19 protein-coding genes are annotated in these 19,282 nt (G+C 71.8%); 8 read left to right on the plus strand and 11 right to left on the minus strand.

The window, feature by feature from the left end; genetic code table 11:
• Positions 1–64: 64 nt before the first annotated feature.
• Together ACQP00_RS26035 and ACQP00_RS26040 are read right to left on the minus strand one after the other, a co-directional pair.
• Positions 65–244, minus strand: a complete 180-nt coding sequence (locus ACQP00_RS26035) for a hypothetical protein (protein WP_433223400.1) — start codon at positions 242–244, stop codon at positions 65–67.
• A gap of 175 nt (positions 245–419) precedes the next feature.
• Entirely contained in the window at positions 420–1,370 is a 951-nt protein-coding gene (locus ACQP00_RS26040; RefSeq protein WP_433223402.1) for a helix-turn-helix transcriptional regulator, read from the minus strand.
• Between the two features lie 65 nt (positions 1,371–1,435).
• Between ACQP00_RS26040 and ACQP00_RS26045 the strand changes: the two genes are divergently transcribed.
• Positions 1,436–2,293, plus strand: a complete 858-nt coding sequence (locus tag ACQP00_RS26045) for a DNA-3-methyladenine glycosylase family protein (RefSeq protein ID WP_433223404.1) — start codon at positions 1,436–1,438, stop codon at positions 2,291–2,293.
• 375 nt (positions 2,294–2,668) lie between these two features.
• On the opposite strand, the gene ACQP00_RS26050 is transcribed toward ACQP00_RS26045, so the two are convergent.
• Positions 2,669–3,526 carry a flagellin gene (locus tag ACQP00_RS26050; RefSeq protein ID WP_433223406.1) on the minus strand — a complete coding sequence of 286 codons (858 nt, stop codon included), beginning with the start codon at positions 3,524–3,526 and terminating at the stop codon, positions 2,669–2,671.
• A 97-nt stretch (positions 3,527–3,623) separates the two neighbouring features.
• Positions 3,624–4,667: a serine hydrolase domain-containing protein gene (locus ACQP00_RS26055; RefSeq protein WP_433223408.1), complete on the minus strand. Its 1,044-nt coding sequence runs from the start codon at positions 4,665–4,667 to the stop codon at positions 3,624–3,626.
• A 90-nt stretch (positions 4,668–4,757) separates the two neighbouring features.
• Between ACQP00_RS26055 and ACQP00_RS26060 the strand changes: the two genes are divergently transcribed.
• Together ACQP00_RS26060 and ACQP00_RS26065 are read left to right on the plus strand one after the other, a co-directional pair.
• Positions 4,758–5,285 (plus strand): GNAT family N-acetyltransferase, encoded by a 528-nt coding sequence (locus ACQP00_RS26060; protein ID WP_433223410.1) that lies wholly within the window; start codon positions 4,758–4,760, stop codon positions 5,283–5,285.
• Positions 5,282–6,052 carry a class I SAM-dependent methyltransferase gene (locus tag ACQP00_RS26065; RefSeq protein ID WP_433223412.1) on the plus strand — a complete coding sequence of 257 codons (771 nt, stop codon included), beginning with the start codon at positions 5,282–5,284 and terminating at the stop codon, positions 6,050–6,052. Before ACQP00_RS26060 ends, ACQP00_RS26065 begins: the two co-directional genes overlap by 4 nt.
• A gap of 274 nt (positions 6,053–6,326) precedes the next feature.
• Here ACQP00_RS26065 and ACQP00_RS26070 read toward each other — a convergent pair whose 3' ends face one another.
• Genes ACQP00_RS26070 through ACQP00_RS26080 form a run of 3 tightly spaced genes read right to left on the minus strand, consistent with a single transcriptional unit; the run spans position 6,327 to position 10,185 of the window.
• Entirely contained in the window at positions 6,327–7,136 is an 810-nt protein-coding gene (locus ACQP00_RS26070; protein WP_433223414.1) for an NAD(P)H-binding protein, read from the minus strand.
• Complete coding sequence (locus ACQP00_RS26075; RefSeq protein WP_433223416.1) at positions 7,133–8,368, minus strand: putative PEP-binding protein; 1,236 nt, start codon at positions 8,366–8,368, stop codon at positions 7,133–7,135. The genes ACQP00_RS26070 and ACQP00_RS26075 overlap by 4 nt, the downstream gene beginning before the upstream one ends.
• Positions 8,365–10,185, minus strand: a complete 1,821-nt coding sequence (locus ACQP00_RS26080) for an FAD/NAD(P)-binding protein (RefSeq protein ID WP_433223418.1) — start codon at positions 10,183–10,185, stop codon at positions 8,365–8,367. Before ACQP00_RS26080 ends, ACQP00_RS26075 begins: the two co-directional genes overlap by 4 nt.
• 103 nt (positions 10,186–10,288) lie before the next feature.
• Here ACQP00_RS26080 and ACQP00_RS26085 point away from each other — a divergent pair, with 103 nt between their 5' ends.
• On the plus strand, positions 10,289–10,687 hold the full coding sequence (locus ACQP00_RS26085; protein ID WP_433223420.1) for an OsmC family protein: 399 nt from the start codon (positions 10,289–10,291) through the stop codon (positions 10,685–10,687).
• Here ACQP00_RS26085 and ACQP00_RS26090 read toward each other — a convergent pair.
• A complete protein-coding gene (locus ACQP00_RS26090; RefSeq protein WP_433223422.1) occupies positions 10,684–11,481 on the minus strand; it encodes an SAM-dependent methyltransferase in 798 nt (265 codons plus the stop codon). The two genes, ACQP00_RS26085 and ACQP00_RS26090, sit on opposite strands and share 4 nt — an antisense overlap.
• Before the next feature lie 85 nt (positions 11,482–11,566).
• On the opposite strand from ACQP00_RS26090, the gene ACQP00_RS26095 reads away from it, so the two are divergent.
• Both ACQP00_RS26095 and ACQP00_RS26100 read left to right on the plus strand, forming a co-directional pair.
• Positions 11,567–12,490: an EcsC family protein gene (locus ACQP00_RS26095; RefSeq protein WP_433223425.1), complete on the plus strand. Its 924-nt coding sequence runs from the start codon at positions 11,567–11,569 to the stop codon at positions 12,488–12,490.
• A 209-nt stretch (positions 12,491–12,699) separates the two neighbouring features.
• Positions 12,700–13,227 (plus strand): HIT family protein, encoded by a 528-nt coding sequence (locus ACQP00_RS26100; RefSeq protein ID WP_433223427.1) that lies wholly within the window; start codon positions 12,700–12,702, stop codon positions 13,225–13,227.
• Positions 13,228–13,305: 78 nt separating this feature from the next.
• On the opposite strand, the gene ACQP00_RS26105 is transcribed toward ACQP00_RS26100, so the two are convergent.
• Positions 13,306–14,349 (minus strand): hypothetical protein, encoded by a 1,044-nt coding sequence (locus ACQP00_RS26105; RefSeq protein WP_433223429.1) that lies wholly within the window; start codon positions 14,347–14,349, stop codon positions 13,306–13,308.
• Between ACQP00_RS26105 and ACQP00_RS26110 the strand changes: the two genes are divergently transcribed.
• Positions 14,323–15,612, plus strand: coding sequence for a M20/M25/M40 family metallo-hydrolase (locus tag ACQP00_RS26110; protein ID WP_433223431.1), 1,290 nt, complete (start codon positions 14,323–14,325; stop codon positions 15,610–15,612). The two genes, ACQP00_RS26105 and ACQP00_RS26110, sit on opposite strands and share 27 nt — an antisense overlap.
• Before the next feature lie 18 nt (positions 15,613–15,630).
• Here the strand turns inward: ACQP00_RS26110 and ACQP00_RS26115 are convergent, their stop codons facing one another.
• Entirely contained in the window at positions 15,631–16,263 is a 633-nt protein-coding gene (locus ACQP00_RS26115) for an FhaA domain-containing protein (protein WP_433223985.1), read from the minus strand.
• A gap of 303 nt (positions 16,264–16,566) precedes the next feature.
• Entirely contained in the window at positions 16,567–17,778 is a 1,212-nt protein-coding gene (locus ACQP00_RS26120; RefSeq protein ID WP_433223433.1) for an MFS transporter, read from the minus strand.
• Positions 17,779–18,161: 383 nt separating this feature from the next.
• Here ACQP00_RS26120 and ACQP00_RS26125 point away from each other — a divergent pair, with 383 nt between their 5' ends.
• Positions 18,162–19,151, plus strand: coding sequence for an ArsR family transcriptional regulator (locus tag ACQP00_RS26125; RefSeq protein ID WP_433223435.1), 990 nt, complete (start codon positions 18,162–18,164; stop codon positions 19,149–19,151).
• Positions 19,152–19,282 lie beyond the last annotated feature (131 nt).

The following is a 19,282-nucleotide window of genomic DNA, read 5'->3' on the forward strand; positions in this document are numbered from 1 at the left end:
CTTGAGTGCACCCGCCTCACACTCGTTTCAAACAATTCGCAACGGTACTGTCCACCGCCCACGCTCAGCGCCGCGCCCCCCGCACGAGCAGGACCAGCCCCACAATGGCGACGACCGGCCCGACGATCGCCCACACCGTCGCCCCACTCATGGCGCTGCCACCGAGCACGTTCAGCCCCTGCAGCGTCCACACGACCCCGGCCAGCACCAGCAGCACGCCCACGATGACGAAAACCCAACGCATGGCCCGAGCCTCCTCCTGCCCCGCCCGGCCGGTCAATCCCCGTTCGCGCGCCGTAAGGATTCGCGCACCGCCACCACAGCCGCCGCCACCACCGCCAGCGCCGCCACCGCCGCGCCGCCACCACCATCACCACCGCGAGCGCCGCCTCCCGCAGCGCGGCCCAGACTGCGGTGGGCTACGCGTAGCGGGCCGCCACCGCCAGCGCCGCCTCCCGCAGGGCGGCCCGGACCGCGGCCGGTTCGATCACCTCGAGGCGCGCCCCCAGCCCCAGCAGGCTCCCCACCGCGTGATCGACGCCGTTGAACGACAGCTCGAGCCGTTCCCCCTCCGATCCGGTGAGATGCCGGGAACCGTCCGAGGCGGTGAGGTGCCGGGCCAGCACCCGCCGGGCGAGCGGCGCCGCGGCCGGCTCGACCAGCGCGACCACCCGCAGCTCGCGCGGCCGCGACTCCACCGCCGAGCGCAGCGTCGCCCAAGTCGCGGCGAGGTCGAACCCGTCCGGGCGCGCGGCCTCGTCGGGCAGGACGGTGCACGCCTCCACCCGGGCGACCCGGAGCAGCACCGGCTCGGCGGTGACCAGGTACCAGACGCCCGCCTTGGCCACCAGACCGGCGGGATCGAGCCGGCGGCGCGTGCGGGAACCCTCGCTGTCGCGGTACACGACCTCGATGCGCCGGCCCTGCAGCAGCGCCTCGTGCAGGGCCGGCAGGTGGGGGACCGGTTCGCCGGAGCGCATCCACGGGTCGACGTCGACCAGGACGTGGCTGCGGCCCTCGGTCAGGCCGCCGCGCAGGGCCCCGCCGCCCGCGCCGGTGAGCTTCTCCAGCGCGGTGTCGAGGGCGTCGCCGAGGCCGAGGTCGCCCGCGAGGCGCGCCTGGCCGACCGCCAGTCCCGCGCCCTCGGCCCGGCTCAGGTGGGCCAGCCCCGCCCGGTACGTGTCCAGCAGCCGGATCCCGCCCTTCCTGCCGCGCTCGGTGTACACGGGAATGCCCGCGCCGCTCAGGGCCTCGACATCGCGCAGCACCGTGCGCACCGAAACGCCCAGGCGCTCGGCCAGCTCGGGCGCGACCGCGCCGGGCCGGGCCTGGAGCAGCAGCACGAGGGACAGGAGACGATCGCCGCGCATGCCTCCGACGGTACCGCCGAAAACATGACAACACGTGTCCTGTTTCGGCGCGCATGCTCGTTCGCATGCAGACACGCATCTCGGGGCCGTACGACATGGGCCGCCAGGCCGAGTTCTTCGGCGGCTGGGTCCGCCCCGCCGACGACCCCCGCTCGATCCTCATGGCGTTCCCGGTCGAGGGCCGGCCGGAGTCGGCCGCGGTCCTGCTGCGCCAGGACGGCGACACGGTCACCGGCGACGTCACCGGCCCGCCCGAGGCCTGGGACCAGGCCCTCGCCACCCTCTCGCTCGACGAGGACGGCACCGGCTGGCCCGAGGTCGGCGAGCGCGACCCGGTCATCGGCGCCCTGCAACGCGAGCACGCGTACCTGCGGCCGGTGCTGTTCCACTCCGCGTACGAGGCGGCCTGCGCGTTCGTGATCGGCCACCGCCTGCGCATCACGCAACAACGCGCCATCCGCGCGCGGATCGCCCAGACCCACGGCGCGGCGATCGAGGTCGGCGGCCAGGTCGTCCACGCGTTCCCGTCGCCGCAGGTCCTGCGCGGCCTGCGCGAGCTGCCGGGCCTCGACGCGGAGAAGCTCACGCGGTTGCACGGCATCGCCGACGCGGCCCTGGCCGGCCGCCTGGACCGGGCCCGGCTGCGCGCGATGCCGCTCGACGAGGCCTACGCGGACGTCAAGCGCCTGCGGGGAGTCGGCGACTTCTTCGCCACCGGCATCGTCCTGCGGGGCGCCGGCCGCCGCGACGCCATCCCGGCCGAGGGGTTCACGCGCCAGGGCCTTCAGCGTTTGTACCGTCTGCGCCACGAACCCACCGACGCCGACATGACCCGCATGGCCGAACCGTGGCGGCCCTACCGCATGTGGTGCTCGGTCCTCGTCCACGCAAGCGAACGCCGCGCCCAGTCCCGCACCACGTGACGGCCAAGCCCATTCGCGCACGCACCAAGCAGCGCGCGATCGCACGCACGATGCAGCGCGCGATCGCACGCACGATGCAGCGCGCGATCGCACGCACGATGCAGCGCGCGATCGCACTCACGATGCAGCGCGCGATCGCACTCACGAACCCTCGCGCGATCGCACGCACGAAGGACCGCGCGATCGCACCCGACAAGGAGCGCGCGTTCGGACACGAAAGAGGCGCCCGGCCGTACACGAAAAGGAACGCGCGATCGCACGCACAAAGGAGCGCGCGATCGCGCACAGAGGGGGCTGTGCGGGATCGCGCGCTCGGGGTAAAAGGACGGGGAGCGGACGCCGCTGTCCGCTCCCCGTCACCACCCGTGCAGAGGCTTAACGCAGCAGGGACAGGACGTTCTGCGGCGCCTGGTTGGCCTGGGCCAGCATGCTGGTGCCGGCCTGGGTCAGGATCTGCGAGCGGGTGTAGGACACCATCTCCTGGGCCATGTCGGTGTCACGGATGCGCGACTCCGACGCGGACAGGTTCTCCACCGCGACGTTGAGGTTGTTGATGGTGTGCTCGAAACGGTTCTGGTACGCACCGAGCGTCGCCCGGGCCGTCGACACGCCCTTGATCGCCTTGTCGATCGCGTCGATCGCGGCGGTGCCGGAGCTGGTCAGGTCCAGCGAGCCGAGGCCGAGGCCGGCCGAGTCGAAGCCGGACAGGCCGGCGCCGCTGCCGAACGCGGAGGAGCCCAGGCTGACGGCGATCTGGTCGGACGACGACCCGTTCGCGCCGACCTGGAAGGTGCCGGTGTACGCCGTGGTGCTGTCCAGCAGCTTCTGGCCGCCGAACGCCGTGGTCGACGCGATCCGGTCGAGCTCCTTGCCCAGCTGCGAGAACTCGGTCTGCGCGGCGGAGCGCGCGTCGGAGTCCTGCGAGCCCGTGGAGGACGCCTGCACGGACAGGTCACGCATGCGCTGCAGGATCGAGTGGGTCTCGGTCAGCGCACCTTCAGCGGTCTGCACGACGGAGATGCCGTCCTGCGCGTTGCGGACTGCCACCTTGAGGCCGCCGATCTGCGAGCGCAGACCCTCGGAGATGGACAGGCCGGCCGCGTCGTCGGCGGCCCGGTTGATCCGGTAACCCGACGACAGCTTCTCGAGCGACTTGCTCATCTGGCTGTCGGTCACCGAAAGGTTCCGGTACGCGTTCTGGGCGGCGATGTTGTTGTTGATGCGAAGACCCATGATGTCCTCCTTGGAAGGGCTCCGACCGGCGTCCGTCCTTGGCGCCGTTGCCTCAGACATCGCCCGCCCGGACCCCGGGATGAGGACTGCCGGGTCGCTAAACCGTTGCCGTCAGGGTCGCTTCCGCGAAACTCAGGGTCTCCTCGACGAGCCGCAGCGCCCGCGCGTCCAGGAGCCCGCGCCGGACCGGGTCCGCCGGGGTCGTGGTGCGGTACAACACGACCGCACACGACCCCGAGTCGTTCACGCCGTTGCAGGTCGCGGTGCCCGGCACGTCCCCCGGGTGCGACCAGAACCCGCCGGACGCCGTCGGCACCCGGAACGCACCCAGCCCGAACCCGAGCCCGGCGCGCACGTCCTGGTACGCCCCGGCCGGCACGGTACGGTCCAGTTCGGCCATCTCGGCCGGGCCGAGCAGCTCCCCGCCGCGCAGCGCGCACCAGAACCGGGTCAGGTCCTCGGTCGTGCTCACCAGGCCGCCCGCCGCGTCCAGCGCCGTCGGGTTGAGCTCGGTGACGTCCAGCACCGGGCCGCCGGGGACGAGCTGCTGGTACGCGCGGGCCGAGGACCGGGGCAGCGACGGGTGGTCGTACGGGAAGTACGTGTCGCGCAGCCCGAGCGGCCGGGCGATCCGGTTGCGCACCTGCTCCGCCCACGACCGCCCGGTGACCGCGCGCACGATCAGGCCGGCGACCAGCGCGTCGGTGTTCGAGTAGCGCCATTCGCGCGGCGCGGGCTCGTCGCGCACCAGACGCACCAGGTCCGCGGGTTCGTGGCGGGCCCCGAGCGCACCGGCGGGAAGACGACCCAGGTAGTCGGGCAGGCCGGTGGTGTGCTGGAGCACGGACCGTACCGAAAAAGTGGCTTCGGGCAGCAGGTCGGGCAGCAGTGACCCGACGGGGTCGCGCAGGGACAGGCGGCCCTCGCCCGCGAGCTGCAGGACGACCGTGGCGGTGAAGGCGGCGGTCGTGCAGCCGATCCGGAAGCGCCCGGCGGCCGGCATGCCCACCCCGGACCACGCGGTGACGCCCCGCCCACCGGCGCGCACCTGGCCCTGCGCCCCGCCGGCCCCGAGCCGGACCAGGTCGTCGAGGGCCTCCTGCAGCATGCCGTGCGCCGTGCCGATGGTGTACTCCCGCATGCTCACCAGCGTCGCAACCCGCCCGCGCGGAATCGATCCCGCCAGCTTGCCGCCCGATGGTAGGGCCAGCAGTAGTGACATCATGGGCCGATGTCCGCATTGACCTTCCGCGCGGCCGCCGCCGCCGACGTGCCGGCGCTGGTGGAGCTCGTGCAGTCGGCGTACCGTGGCGACCGCAGCCGCGCCGGCTGGACCACCGAGGCCGACCTGCTCGACGGCCAGCGCACCGACCCCGCGATGGTCGCCGAGGCGATCACCGCCGAGGACAGCGTCGTGCTGATCGCGCAGGCCGGCGACGGCGTGGTGGCGTGCTGCCAGCTGGAGCGCCGCGACGGCTACGCGTACTTCGGCATGTTCGCCGTCGACCCCTCCCGCCAGCGCGGCGGCTTCGGCGCGGCCCTGCTCGCCGAGGCCGAACGCCATGCGCGGGCCGAGTGGGACGCGGCCGAGGTGCGCATGACCGTCATCGTGCAGCGTGAGGAACTGATCGCCTGGTACGAGCGGCACGGCTACACCCGCACGGGCGAGGTCACCCCGTTCCCGTACGGCGATGAGCGCTTCGGCGTGCCCCGCCGCCCCGACCTCGCGTTCGAGACGCTCGTCAAAAAGGTCGCATGAGCCGTTTCGCGGGCGCGGCCGAGCACTACTCCGCCGGCCGGCGCCCCTATCCGCAGCAGTTCAGGGCGGCACTGCGAGAAGAGCTGGGCCTCGACGGTACCGGCGGGCTGCTCGACGTCGGCTGCGGCCCGGGCTCGCTCACGGGGCTGCTCGCGCCTCTGTTCGAACGCGCGGTGGGCGTCGACGCCGACCCGGAGATGATCGCCCAGGCGCGCGCGGAGTTCCCCGGCCTCGAGTGGCACGTCCTGCGCGGCGAGGACCTCCCGGCCGGCCTGGGCACGTTCAGGGTGGTCACGTTCGCGCAGTCGTTCCACTGGATGGACCAGCCGCTCGTGGCCGGCCGGGTCCGCGCCATGATCGAGCCGGGCGGCGCCTGGGTGCACGTCGGCGGCAACACCCACCGCGGCGTCGACGACCCCGGCCCCCTGCCGCTGCCCCGCCCGCCCTGGCCCGCGATCGACGAGCTCGTCCGCAACTACCTGGGCCGCGACCGCCCCGCCACGAAGTCGGGGGAGCAGGACGTCATGCGCGCCGCCGGCTTCCACGGCCCGGTCCGCCTGACCCCGTGGCCGGGCGACGTCGTCGAGCGCTCCGCCGACGAGCTCATCTCCTCCGTGTACTCGATGTCCTACTCCACCCCGCACTTCTTCGCCGACCGCCGCGCCGCGTTCGAGTCGGACCTGCGCCGCCTGCTCGCCGAGGCCTCGCCGACCGGCCGGTTCGCCGAGCGCATGGGCCCGCCGGACATGTTCGTCTGGCGCCCCTGAGCGCTGAGCGCTGGGCGCTGGGCGGTCAGCGCGCGGCGACGAGGTCACTGACGCCTCGCCGACCGGCCGATTCGCCGAACGCATGAGCCCGCCGGCCATGCTCGTCTGGCGCCGCTGAGCGCCGGGCGGTCAGCGCGCGGCGACGAGGTCACTGACGCCTCGCCGACCGGCCGATTCGCCGAACGCATGGGCCCACCGGACATGGCCGAACGCATGAGTCCGCCGGACATGCTCGGCCGGCGCCTCTGAGCGCTGAACGCTGAGCGCTGGGCGGTCAGAGCGCGGCGACGAGGTCGGCGATGGTTGTCGGCTTGCGGCCCAGCAGGGTTTCGAGGTCGCTCGTCTGCTGCTCGAGCGCGCCGGTGGCCGCGAGGTGGTGCAGGTAGGACATGGGGCCGGGTGGAGGCTGCTCGCGGTACGAGATGGGCGTCTGAAAATGCGCGGCGAGGACCTCGGCGAGCTCGGGGAAGGTCCACAGTGGACCGGTGAGGTCGTAGGCGCGGCCCTCGTGGCCGGGGGTGGTCAGGACGGTGGCGGCGGCGCCGGCGAGGTCGGTGCGGGTCGCGGTGTTGAGGGTGCGGCCGGCGGTGCCGCTCGTCAGCTCGCCCGCCTCGGCGGCGGTGCGCAGTCCACTGTGGACGAACGCGTCGGTGTAGAACGGGTTGCGCAGGAACACGTGTGGGCGGCCGGTCGCGCGGATCGCGGCCTCCGTGGCGTGGTGGGCCTCGGTGACACCCGGGCCCGGGCGGTCCGCGCCGAGGAAGCTGGTGTAAACGAGCAGATCGGCGCCAATTGCGGCCGCGGTCACGTTTCGGTGCTGGGCCAAGCGGCGGGCCGTGTCCAGCTCCGGGGACGAGATCAGCAGCACCGTGCCGGCGCCCGCGAACGCGCGGTCGAGGGTGGCCGGCTGGTCGTAGTCGCCGTGGCGGACCTGCACGCCGCGCGCGGCCAGGTCGGCGGCCTTGTCCGGGTCGCGCACCACGGCGACGATCCGGCGCGGCGGGACGAGGAGCAGGAGCCGGTCGACGACGCGGCGGCCGAGCGCGCCGGAGGCGCCGGTGACGGCGATGGGGTCCGAGGTCACGCGCCAAGATTCACATGGCTGTCAACGGCATTTCGCAGCAGCCGGCGCAATTCACCGACGCACATCATGTAACCGGTCGGGGTGGGCAGGTGCGCGACGTAGTGCTCGAGGTCGGCCGCGAGCGCGAACACGCGCGTCGGCGTGGAGGTGCGCGCGGCGTCCTCGACCGCCTTGCGCAGGCCGTCGAGCACCGCCGGGTGGCGGGTCCGATACGACTCGGCGACCAGGTGATTGCTCCGGTCGGCGGCGAGGTAGAACTGCACGAGATCCTTGGTACCGACGAACAGCTCGTCCGCACCGGCGGCGCAGATGGCCGACGTGGCGTGTACCGCGGCGGGGGTCTCGATGAAGGCGGACAAGGGCGTCTCCGGCGGCAGCCCGAGATGCGGCCGGAGCTTCGCGAATTCCTCGGCGTCGTTGAGGAACGGGGCGGACAGGCTGATCCGTCCCGCCTCGGCGCCCAGCCTCGTGTGCAACGTGTCCAGGACGACGTGCAGCGCGTGCGGGTACGCGTCCGAGCGCAGCAACCACCGCGTGCCGTGCAGACCCATGTCCGGATTCGGCTCGGTGTGGATCGGGGTGCGCTCGGTGATGCGCGCGGCGTCGTCGGAGCGCAGGTCGAGCATGCGCAGGACGAGGCGCTGGCCGGGGGCGAGCAGCTCGACGTACGACCGCAGGCGCTCGGCCACCGCCCGGCCGTAGGCGTCGACGCTCGCCGGGCCGCCGTGCAGCGAGTCGATCGGGCTGAGGCCGGCGGCGAGGCACAGGAACTCCTCGCGCAGGAAGAACGACTCCACACCGCCCGGCGCGACGGCGTTGAGCGCGCGGATGTCGTCCGCGTCCGCGATGACCGCGCAGGCCGATCCGAGCACGTCCGGCGACGGGCCGGCGGTGCGCGAGGGCGCGTCGTGCGCGGCGGGCGGCCCGGGCGTGACCGTCTGCGCGTGCAGGTCGAGCGTCACCTCGCCGAACAGGCGGTCCAGGTCGGCCGGGTCGACGCGCAGGACCGGGATGCTCTTCGCGCGGCACAGCGACTGCATGTGCCCGGTGGCGCCGCCACGGCTGCAGACGATCGCGCGGGCGGCGAGCATCGCGTCGTACAAGTTGGGGCTCAGGACGGGTGTGACGAGGATGGAGCCTTCGATCGGCTGGCCGGTGTGATTGCATGCCCCGCTCACCGTCGGCGCGGTGCCGGGGGTGAGCAGGACGCCGCGGATCGGTCCGTCGGTCACGTGATCTCCGCTTCTTCGGTTGTGATGCGCAGCTGGTGGCGCAGCTGGCGCGGTGTCACCGAGATGTCCGTGAGTCGCTCGACCGCGGCCTGATGTACGGCCGCCCGCACGAGGTGGCCCCGGCCGTCGCTCAGCGGCGCGCGGAAGGTGGCCGTGGCGCGCAGATGCGCCTCCAGCCGGTCGTCGAGCCGGCGGCGCTCGTTGCGCGAGCGCGCGGCCAGCCGCCGCACCTCGAGCGCGACCGCCGCCTCGAACGCCTCGTCCTGCTCGAAGGTGGCGCCGAAGTCGGCCGCGGCCAGCCGCGCCTCGCCGTCGCACCGCAGCTCGAAGCGCTCGATCACGTGCGCGGCGACGACGATCGAATGGTTCTTGATCGCGGCCAGGTTGAACGCGAACGCACCCGAGCGCCCGTTGCGCACGATCTCGTCGCCCTCGCGCATCACGCCGATCGCCGACAGCGGGGCGATCGGCTCGCCACCGGGGCGCAGCGGGGTGCCCTGCTCGTCGATCTCGATCCCGCGGCCGGTCCGGCGGTGGGCCGTGACCAGGTGCTTGGCGAGCAGGTTCTTCCACAGCGGGGAGCCGACCTGCGTGTAGTCCGCCTCCCGGCCGAAGTTGCACACGACCAGGTCGGCCAGGATCACCCGGCGGGTCGCGGGGGCGGCGACGGTCACCGCGAGCTGCACCGGCCCGACCGGCTCGACCTGCTGGACCTTGCCCAGGACGACCTCGACGTGCTCGGAGGTCATCGCGTCCTCGACGATCGCGGTCGTGTACGGCACCGCGCCGACCCGCAGCGCCGCGATCTGGGTGCCGAACTCGTCGAGCAGCTGGCGCAGTTCGTACGTCGGGATCAGGTCGATGATCTCCGGCAGGTACGGCTCCCACGCCTTCGCCGTCCGCTCGGTGACGACCGTTTCCGCCATGCCGGGGTGCTCGGCGCGCACCGTCGCGCACGCGGTCTTCCACTCCTCGTGCACCCGGGCGAGAAACTCGTCGCGATTGCGGTACGGCTCCAGCAGCCGAGCCGGCGCCGGCAGCTGAATGACGCCGTGCTGGTGGTCGTCGGGGTACGTGCGCGGGGTCGTGCCGGACCGGGAAACGAGGTGAATGGCGCCGGTATGGCCCTGGCGCAGCAGCAGCGCCGCCGAGTCGAATGCGCTCAGCACGGTACCGACGATGACGACGCTCGATCCGGCCGGAATGGACAGGAGGCGCCGCACGCCGTCGGTGGAGTACGGCTGGCGGATGAACGCGTCGTGCCCGAGCACCTCGGCGGCGAAGGCCGGCGATTTCAGTTCCAGACCCGTCGCCAGTACCACGTGATCGGCCGTCAGCGTCGATGTGTGCCCGGCCGCGTGGCGAATGGTCGCCTCCGCCTGCTCGCCGCGGATGGCCAGATCGACCGCTTCGCCCTCGGCCTCAATCAGATCGACGTCCGGATATGCCTCGCGGCGCGCCTCGGCGATCCTAGCCGTCAGATAATCGTGGTAGATGCGCCGCGGGGCCGGGCCGTGCTCGACGAAGTCGAAATCCGTCCACGGCGCCGGCCAGTGCCGCCGGTCCGCCTCGTCGTTGGCCCAGCGCACGAAGTCGTCGACGTCCTCGCGGAACGCGGACATCCGGCCGGCCTGGATGTTGAAGACGTGATCCCACGGATTGCCGTCGCGGTGGTACGCCACGCCGGCGTACCGGTAATCCGGACGGCGCTCGAGTAACACGATTTCCAGCGGGGCGCGTGCGAACCGTAGCAGCCGGATCGCCGTGGCGGTGCCGGCCAGGCCGGAGCCGATGATGAGGATTCGCGGTCGGCGCATTGCTGAAGTCTTGCCGGTGCCCCTGGCCCGTTCAACTTCATCAGTGCGGATGCAGCAATATCGCGGGTGAAACGGCGTGCCGCGCCATGGCAGAGTGGCGGGCATGGATGAGCTGACCGTCACGCTGGAGCAGTCGGGCCGCACGGCGACCGTGGCCGGGATTCGCGCGCACACCATCGTGATGGACCGCCCGGAGGCGCAGGGCGGAACCGACGCCGGCCCGATGGGCGGCGAGACGCTGCTCGCCGCGGTCGGGGGCTGCCTCATGAGCACCCTCTATGCGGCGGCGAACGCTCGATCGATCGACGTCAAAGACGCGACATGCACGGTCTCCGGTACGTTCGCCGCCTCACCGCGCCGCTTCGGATCGCTGCGCATCGACGTGGCGTGCTCCTCCCTGCCGGCCGACGAGCTCGCGCATCTCGTCGAGGTCGCGTCGCGGGGTTGCCTGGTGGTGGCGACGCTGCGGCAGGGGATGGACGTCGTCGTCGGTGCTGTTTAACGCTTCTGTGCCACCGCGCCCAGCACCGAGCGCTGCTCCGGTTCCGCCGGGTCGTCCGGGTGCCAGCTCGTGATCGGCACGATGCCCGGTTCGACCAGGTCGAGGCCGGCGAGGATCGCGGCCACCTGATCGGGGGTGCGCGTGCGCACGGTGGTGGGCGTCCGGTCGTACAACTTGGTGACCTGCTCGTGCTCGTGTCCGAGGTCCTCGACGGCGGTGAAGTGCGACACGGCCACGAAACTGCCCGGTGCGAGCGCGGTGGTGAGCTCGCGGACCAGCCGGGGCGGGTCGTCCGCGTCGCTCAGGAAGTGCAGCACCGCGACCAGCAGCACGGCGACGGGCCGGTCGAAGTCGAGCAGCGCCCGCACCCGCTCGTCGCCGAGGATCGCGGCCGGATCACGCAGGTCGCCACCGATGGCCGCGGCGTGCTGGTCGCCCGCGAGGATGGCCTGCCCGTGCGAGACGGCGACGTCGTCCACGTCGACGTACACCACGCGCGCCGCCGGGTCGATCGCCTGCACGACCTCGTGCACGTTGCCGCGGGTGGGGATGCCGGAGCCGATGTCAAGAAACTGCCGCACGCCCTGCCCCGCAAGCCACCGCACGACCCGCCCGAGAAACGCGCGATTGGTGTGCGCGACCTGCAGGATGCCGGGCCAGGCGGAGATCAGTTGCTCGGCGAACTCCCGGTCGACGGCGAAATTGTGGTACCCGCCGAGCCCGTAGTCGTAGACGCGGGCCGCATTGGGAACGCTCACATCGACGCCCTCGGGCGCCCACTCGGGCAGGCTCACGGATCGAGGGTAGCCGCCGGCGGTAAATATGACGATCTGATGTCAGGCTACTGGAACGTGGCACGTTGTCCTTACCGTTGTTGTCGTGACCGAGCCCTCCTTCACCGTTCCCGCTGCTCCTGCCGCTCCTGCCGCACCGCCTGCTTCGGCTGCTCCTGCCGCTCCGGCTGAGCCGCCGGCGTCGGCGTTCGCCGGGCCCGCTGGTCCGGCTGCTTCGGCTGAGCCGTCGGCGTCGGCGTTCGCCGGGCCGGCTGCTCCGGCGGAGCCTTCGGCGTCGGCGTTCGCCGGGCCGGGCGATCCGGAAGCGCCGAGGGTCGAGGGTCCGCCGCCCGGGCTGTGGGCGAAGATGAAGGCCGACCCGGAGTACGCGCCCGAGCACCTTGCCCTCGAGGCGGTCACCCGCCTGGGCCCGCGCATGGCCAACGAGCTGCAGAAGCTCAAGGGCCAGAACCCCGGCGCCCCGGCCGACGCCCTCGCCGACATGATCATTTATCGGTACGTCAACCAGTCCCGCCTCTCCGGCGCCGTCGGCGGCGCGGTGCCGGTCGCCGGTGCCCTGCTCGACGTGGGCGTACTGGCCTGGACGCAGGCGCGGATGGTGCTGATGCTCGCCGCGAACTACGGCCTCGACCCGGCCCATCCCGACCGGGCCGTGGACCTGCTGGTGCTGCAGGGGATCCACAAGTACACCCAGACCGCCCGCACGGCGCTGGCCGTGGCCCGGGGCCGCGAGAGCATCGACGCGCTGATGCCGGCGGACCGCCCCGAGGTGCGCAAGGTCCTGATGCGCCTCGGCCTCAAGCTCGCCCAGATGGCCGGCGTGCGGGCGGTCAAGAAGATGGCGGCGAAGGTCATCCCGGGCCTGGCGATCATCCTGGGCGGCGTCACGAACGGCAACGCGACGCGGGCGCTCGGGGGACGGGCAATCGGCTTGTACCGACGGCCGCCGATGCCTCAGCACGCGCCGCTGGCCTTCCACCCGCCGCGACAGCTCCCGCCCGGCCGCTGACGTCCCGCGTTCCCGCCGCTTACGTTCGTTGCTGCGCTCCGGTATCGGCCGGGGTGCGGCGGCAGGTGATGCTCGACGGGTTCCCTGGGTTGGCGATGTTGACCAAGTTGCGTCACCACCAGTAGCGCCCGCGGTGACATGCCAGGTCACGATTCGCGGGGTTCGGGCCTGGCCTAAGAGCGTGTTGAGAAGTGTCCGATGCGGGCGGGATGCGCAACGACTACGGTGCGTGGATGAGTGGCCTTGGTGATCGAGTGCCGTTGGACCTCGATGCATACGAGCGGCGGGTTCGTGCGGGACGGTGCTTTATCTGCGCCTTCCTCGACGGTGAACCGGGGTTCGAGCACGAACTGCTCTATGACGACGGTGCCCACGTCGCGTTCCTCAGTCGATATCCGACGCTGCCCGGCTACACGCTCGTTGTTCCCCGTCGGCACGTGGAGGACGTGGTCCGGGATTTCACGCCTCAGGGGTATCTGAGCCTGCAGGCCGTGGTGCACCGAGTCGCTCGGGCCGTCGGTGAGGTGCTCCAGCCGGAGCGCACCTACCTGCTCTCGCTCGGCAGTATGCAGGGCAACGCGCATGTGCACTGGCACGTCGCGCCGTTGCCGCCGGGCGTGCCGTATGAGCGGCAGCAGTACCACGCGCTCATGGCCGAGAACGGCGTCCTGCCCTATGTACCGCAGCAGTTCGCCGATTTGGGCGCGCGTATCCGGGCCGTGTTGGCGCACGTTTGAGAACGTTTCGCCAAACACGCACTTAGGTCTCGCACCGACCGGCGCCGCCGCCGACCATCGAACTTCGGTGCGCCGGCGTCAGGTGGTCTGTGTGGGACGCGGGCTGGCCTGCCGCTGCCCATTGCCGCCGCCATTGTTCCCATTCCGCTGGCGCATCAGGGCGGTGTCCGTGATGGTGGTCGCCGTGGCGGTGTCGCCGGAGACCAGGCCGATCACCGTGACCGTGTCCCCGGCCTTCACGTCGCCAATTTTCGACGCCCCGTTGTCGACCTTGGTATCCGCCCCCACCACAAACGTCGTGGCGTGCCCGTCCTCACTCTTGGCCGTGATCGAGGTGGCACTGACCGCGGTGACGGTACCGGTCTGCAGCCGCTGCGTGACGTACTGCCCGTCGCTGCCCTTCACGACGAAGTCACCGTGCAGCGCTCCGCTGATCACGTTGCCGCCGCGGGCGAACCCGCCGCCGGGGAAGCCGCCTTGACCGGCCTGGCCACCCTGCGCGTTCTGGCCGTTCTGCGCGCCGGGCGCACCCTGTCCGCCGCCCGGGAATCCCTGCCCGCCTCCACGCCCACCGCCCGGTCCGCCGCTCTGGCTCTGCCCGGACCCGCTGTCACTGGCCGCCTGCGCCACCGCCACCCCACCGCCGATCACGATGACGGCGGACACGGCGGCGACGATGCCGAGCTTCAACCGCGACGAACGAGCAGGCGCCGAAGGCTGCCCACCGTCAACACCCCCGACCGGCCCGGCCGGCGCCCCGGCCGCCCAGATCGGCGTGGTCGCAGCTCCAGACGGCCCCGAAACGGGCTGCGACACACCAGGTGCCGGCGCATCCACGTGCGGCGCTGTCACGGACTCCGCCGCTGGCGAGGCCGGCGCCTGCCAGGAGGGCGTTTGCGGTACCACCGGCTGCGGCGCGGTCGGGTCGTTGTCGTGGGTCGAGCTCATCGGGCGCACTCCTGCGGAGAAGTCGGTCCTGTCCAGACGACCGTGCGCCCGATAGCTGGCACCGCAATCCCACAGACCTGTCAGGTCACTGTGAATCGCCGAAGCCAGGTAACGGTCAATGCACATGGCCCCGATAGGGTGACGATCATGAGCGAGGTCGTCGAGCTGGCACAAGCCCTGATCCGGTACGACACCACGAACGCCAGCGACGACGGCGCCACCGGCAACGAGCGGGCCGCGGCGGAGTTCGTCGCCGAAAAGCTGGCCGATGTCGGTTTCCAGCCGGTGTACCTCGAATCCGCCCCCAAACGCGCCAACGTCGTCGCCCGGCTGCCCGGCGCCGACCCGACCCGCGGCGCCCTGCTCATCCACGGCCATCTCGACGTCGTGCCGGCCGACGCCTCCGAGTGGTCGGTCCCCCCGTTCGCCGGCGAGATCCGCGACGGATACCTCTGGGGCCGCGGCGCGATCGACATGAAACACATGGTCGCGATGGCCCTGTCGGTCGCCCGCCGTTTCAAGCGTGACAATGTGGTACCCCCACGTGACATCGTCTTCGCCTTCGTCGCCGACGAGGAGGCCGGCGGCCGGCAGGGCGCGGGCTTCCTGGTCGACCAGCACCGGGAGTTGTTCGACGGCGTGACCGAGGCCATCAGCGAGGTCGGCGGCTTCTCCTACACGGTGCGCGACGACGTGCGCGCCTACCTCGTCGAGACGGCCGAGAAGGGCGTCATGTGGCTGCGCCTCAAGGTCCGCGGCACCCCCGGCCACGGCTCGATGCTGCACGCCGACAATCCGGTCGCCAAGCTCACCAAGGCCCTGACCCGCCTGGAGGAGCACCAGTTCCCGCTGGTCCTGCACCCGGCAACCCGCGAGTTCCTGGAAGGCGTCAGCGACCTGACCGGCGTCCCGTTCGACCCCGACGACCCGGAGAAGACGGTCGCCCGCCTCGGCTCACTCGCCCGCATGATCGGCGCCACACTGCGCGACACCGCCAACACGACAATGCTCAAAGCCGGATACAAAGCCAATGTCGTACCGTCCGTAGCCGAAGCCACCGTCGACGGCCGCATGCTCCCGGGCCGCGAGCGCGCCTTCGAACGCGAACTGGCCGACGTCCTGGGCCCCGACGTCGAGCTCGACTGGGACCTCCTGCCCCCGGTCGCCACCACCTTCGACGGTCACCTGGTCGACGCCATGGCCACCGCCATCGAGGCCGAAGACCCGGGCGCCCGCCTCCTGCCCTACATGCTCTCCGCCGGTACCGACGCGAAGTCCTTCCAACGCCTGGGAATCCGCCACTTCGGCTTCGCCCCGCTCCGCCTGCCCAAGGACCTGGACTTCACCGCCCTCTTCCACGGCATCGACGAGCGCGTCCCCCTGGACGGCCTCGAATTCGGCGAACGCGTCCTGGACCGCCTGTTGCGCAACTGCTGAACCCCAGCTGCCCGAACGTCAGACGCGGAACGACAGCCGGGTCGTACCGATGACGATCTCGTCGCCCGGAGCCAGAATCACCGTGTCGACCCGCCGCCCGTTGACCATCGACCCGTTCGCGGATCCGAGGTCGGTGAGCACCGCCCGATGCCCGTCGTAGTCAACCCGCGCGTGCTGCCGCGAGGCCCCCACATCGGCGAGGCGCAACGAGGCCTGCTCCCCGCGACCGATGATCACGGCACCCTGTGTGAGCGGGTAGTTCTGCCCGTCCTCGGTCACCAGCCGCACGCCGCTGCCCTCACCGGGAGCGACCTGCCCGCCCGTGTACACCTGAGCCGAGACCCGGAACAGCCCCGTATCCAGGTCGTCACCGCGAGTGATCTCGACCACGATGTCGCCGTAGACGGCCCACCCCTGCTCGCCGACGTACTCCGCCTGCGACTGGGCCAGCTCCTGCGCCAGCGCCGCCGCGAACGGCGCGAGCCGCGAATGGTCGGCCGGCGCCAGCGCGATCAGGTACCGGTTCGGCACCAGAATCCGCCCGCCCGTCATCTGCGTCTGGTTGGCGTTCGCCTCGCCCTGCATGGCGTTGAGGATCTCGACGGGATGCACGACGCCCTTGAAGACCTTGGCGAAGGTGCCCTCCACCATGCCTTCCAGCCGCTTCTCGAACCGCTGCAGCGCGCCCAACTCGTCCCCCTCAAACTGATCCGGCACAGACTGTGTATCACGACGGTTGTACCCCCGCAGTCGTGCCCACGACGCCCCGCCGCAACCGTCCGTGACCAGCGCCACTACAGATCGACACCGCCAGCCCTCGCATCCAGCCGGTGAACGTCTGCGGCACGCCGGCGGAGCCGTGCCGCAGCCGAGCTACCGCGGATCTCAGGCACAGTGTCAGATCCCGGCCACGTCGGATCCCGGCCACGTCCCGCTTAGGTCACCGCGTCCGACCTAAGCCACGGGAGCGCTCTGCACTTCGGCGCTGCCCTGAGCCACCCGGCCCGGCTGGGTCGCCACAACCCGCCGCATCACCGGCCCGGTCAGGGCGGCCCCGATCACGAACAGCACCGCCACGATCGCCCAGCCCACCCCATCGCCGTGCATGGCCAGAAACGTCAGCGACGCCGGCCCCAACATCCCCTGCAGCCCGAACGACATGCGAGCCGCCCCGACGTACTCGCCACGCGCCGCCGGCGGAGGCAACTCGGTGGTCACACCCCAGTACCCGGCCGACTGCCACAGTTCACCCATCGTGACCAGCGCGGCCCCGACCAGCAGCAGCGCGACCGTCACCCAGCCGGTGGTCGCGCCGGACACCGCCAACGGCAGGCACGCCACCGCGACCACCAGCCCACTGCGCCGGAGCAGCCGGGCGATCCCAGCCGGAGTGTCGGCGCCCCGGCTCGCCGGCACCTGCAGGGCCACGCACATCGCGGTGTTGACCGCGAAGAGTACCGCCAGCACTACGTTCGGTGCATCCGTCCTAGCGGCCAGCCACAGCGGAATCACATCGGTCGTCAGTGACGAATACCCACTGAGGAGACTACAGAGCGCAACCAGCGCCAGAAACGGCCGGTCCCGCCACACCGCACCCCGTCGCGCCGGAGCCTCCGCCCGCGAAACCCGCACCGACTCCGGCGGCTCCGGCATCCGCGCGATCATCAACGCGTTGACGAGCAACCCGAAGACACAACCCAAAACCATGCATCGGTACGCCCAGTGCGTCCCCACCGCCAGCGGGACCGCCGCCACCCCGCCACCCGCGAAGAAGCCGATGTTCGTCGCCGAGCGCACGAACGCCAGGCTCCGGATCCGGTCCTCACGCGGCAACACCTCCGCCTGGTAGACGGCACGACCGGAGCCGGCCACCGCCTCCGCAACCGCGGCCAGCGGCACCAGCGCGAGGAAGGCCGCAAACCCGTGAATCACCGGATACAGCGCCAGAACGCCCGCCTCGGCCAGCACCCCCACCACCCACGCGCGCCGTCCCCCGATCCGATCCGCGATCCGCCCCAACGGCACCGCCAGCACAAGGGCCAGGGCTCCGGCCACGGACAGCCCAATGCCGACCTGAACCGGCGTGAGCCCGGTGACGCTGAGGAAGAAGACGGCACTGCCCGTAGCGAACACACCGGTACCCGCGGCCCAAACCAGCGACTGCACGCACAGTGATCGGGCCACTCCCCGAGGTGGCAAGAAATTCATGCCGGACAGTCCACCGCGTGATGCGCCGCCGCCGCGAAAGTTTTAGACTGCGCCAAAACGTCGCATGTGGACAGACGCCACCGCAATACCGGCGGACTCGCGAGACAACGGCAGTGCCGGCAATGGCGCCGCGCCACGTGGCGGCAGGCGGCCCTTGCCGTCTCGTCGGTCGTGCAGGACGTCGGCAAACCGGACACGGCGATCGGCCACGCGGTGCCAAAGGAGGCCTCGCGGTGACATCGGCCGCGCAATGTCCAGCAGGTCGTGCGTGGTCGTGCGTGGTCGTGCGTAGTTGAGTTTGGCCGGTGGCAGGGCAGTGCGCAGCGGACGGAGGGGGTGCGATGTCGGAGGTGCGGTTCGAGGTCGCCGACGTGGCGGAGATCCGGTTCTGTGTCTCGCCGCTGTGGGAGACCGTCGCCAGCCTGTGGGCGCTCGCCCAGCCGGGCCGTCATGCGCTGCACCTGCCGTGGATCAAGGGGGCGCAGACCGTGGCGCGGCGGAGGGAGTTGGCTGGGCATGTGCGGTTGCTCACGGCGTTCGCGCGGCCGAAGTCCTGGATACCCGACTTTCTGACGCCGCCGCCCGGGTCGCCGCTCGTGGCCATCGGTGAGGAGCTCGCGACCGTGCGGGCAACGCCGGGGGAGGAGGTGCGGCGGGACGTGCTCATCACCGCTGCGTCACGACCCCTCGACCCGCTGGCGCAACGGCTGGCCGACGAGCCCGACGTCATGCTGCCGCAGCTCGTCGAGGCGGTGCAGGCCTGGCACGACGCGGCCATCGCGCGGCACTGGCCGCGGATGCGGGCACTGCTGGAGGCGGACATCGCGTACCGGGCACGGCAACTCGCCGGCGGCGGGGCCCGGCTGCTGTTCGACACCCTGCACCCGGCGGCACGGTGGGACCGGGACCGCCTCGTGATCGCCGATCGATGGACACAGTCACTGTCCGTGAGTGGTCGTGGCTTTCCGCTGATGCCGTCGGTGTTCGCGGACAAGGCGCCGCTGATCTCGTGCTCCAACGACTCCGCGCCCGGAGCCGTGTACCCGGCGCGAGCAGTCGGCACCCTGTGGGAGGGCCGCCGGACGGCGACCACCGGCCACAACCCGCTCGGCGCCGTGCTCGGACCGGCGCGGGCCCAGCTGCTCGAACTACTGCGCGCCCCCGGAACGACCTCCGACCTCGCCCACCGCACCGGCCTGTCCCTCGGCGCGGTCAGCCAGCAGCTCGGCCTGCTCCATGACGCCCGGTTGGTCGGCCGCAACCGCCAAGGACGCGCCGTGTACTACCTGTGCACCGACCTCGGCCTCGCCCTCCTCGACGGCGAACCCTGACCGCTGAGCGGAACCCCGACCCGGAGACATCCCACTGGCCACGACGGAGCCGTGCCGGCCACGACGTCGCGGAAATCGGACAGTGGGTGACAGGGCGGTCGCAAGCGGCGAGGACGGGGCGGATCTGCCAG

This window comes from Dactylosporangium sp. CS-047395, from assembly GCF_050942185.1.
Classification (GTDB): domain Bacteria; phylum Actinomycetota; class Actinomycetes; order Mycobacteriales; family Micromonosporaceae; genus Dactylosporangium.